Source organism: Peribacillus sp. P4_B1 (genome assembly GCF_056402395.1).
In genome coordinates, this window is sequence record NZ_JBFUHM010000139.1 from 1 (window position 1) to 1,538 (window position 1,538).

1 rRNA gene is annotated in these 1,538 nt (G+C 55.7%); it reads left to right on the forward strand.

Annotation, left to right across the window (positions count from 1 at the left end):
- Positions 1–1,538, forward strand: a 23S ribosomal RNA gene (locus tag AC1DVK_RS26845); the annotation flags it as partial.

Below are 1,538 nucleotides of genomic sequence, written 5' to 3' on the forward strand. Positions count from 1 at the left end.
GACTGTGGGGGATAAGCTTCATAGTCGAGAGGGAAACAGCCCAGACCACCAACTAAGGCCCCTAAGCGTGTGCTAAGTGGGAAAGGATGTGGAGTTGCGAAGACAACCAGGAGGTTGGCTTAGAAGCAGCCATCCTTAAAAGAGTGCGTAATAGCTCACTGGTCAAGTGATTCCGCGCCGACAATGTAGCGGGGCTCAAGTACACCGCCGAAGTTGTGGATTTCAGACATTAGCCAAGCCCTTGTGGTTCAGGCGTCTGGAGTGGTAGGGGAGCGTCGTGTGGGCAGTGAAGTCGCGGTGGAAACCAGCGGTGGAGCCTACACGAGTGAGAATGCAGGCATGAGTAGCGAAAGACGGGTGAGAAACCCGTCCGCCGGATGATCAAGGGTTCCAGGGTCAAGCTAATCTGCCCTGGGTAAGTCGGGACCTAAGGCGAGGCCGACAGGCGTAGTCGATGGACAACGGGTTGATATTCCCGTACCGGCGAAAAACCGCCCATGCTGAACAGGGGATACTAACCGCCCGAAACCTGCCTGACCGCCCTTGTGGTGGAAGGGTTTTGGTGGAGCGCGGGACCTGATCCTGGGAGGCAAGCGTATTAACAGGTGTGACGCAGGAAGGTAGCCGAGCCGGGCGATGGTTGTCCCGGTCTAAGGATGTAGGGCGAACGGTAGGCAAATCCGCCGTTCATGATGCCTGAGATCTGACGGGACCCCCGCAGGGGGGGATTCGGTGATCCTATGCTGCCGAGAAAAGCATCGACGCGAGGTTTTAGCCGCCCGTACCCCAAACCGACACAGGTGRTYRGGTAGAGAATACTAAGGCGMTYGAGAGAAYTAKGGTKAAGGAACTMGGCAAAATGSCCCCGTAACTTCGGGAGAAGGGGGGCCCCAACCTTGAACACCACTTGCTGGTGGGAGGGGATCGGGGCCGCAGAGACCAGGGGGAAGCGACTGTTTACTAAAAACACAGGTCCGTGCGAAGTCGCAAGACGATGTATACGGACTGACTCCTGCCCGGTGCTGGAAGGTTAAGAGGACCGGTTAGCCGCAAGGCGAAGCTGAGAATTTAAGCCCCAGTAAACGGCGGTGGTAACTATAACCATCCTAAGGTAGCGAAATTCCTTGTCGGGTAAGTTCCGACCTGCACGAATGGAGTAACGACTTCCCCGCTGTCTCAACCATAAACTCGGCGAAATTGCAGTACGAGTAAAGATGCTCGTTACGCGCAGCAGGACGGAAAGACCCCGAGACCTTTACTATAGTTTGGTATTGGTGTTCGGAGTGGCTTGTGTAGGATAGGTGGGAGACGTTGAAGCCCGGACGCCAGTTCGGGTGGAGTCATCGTTGAAATACCACTCTGGTCACTTTGGACATCTAACTTCGGCCCGTAATCCGGGTCAGGGACAGTGCCTGATGGGTAGTTTAACTGGGGCGGTTGCCTCCTAAAAAGTAACGGAGGCGCCCAAAGGTTCCCTCAGCCTGGTTGGCAATCAGGTGTCGAGTGTAAGTGCACAAGGGAGCTTGACTGTGAGAGAG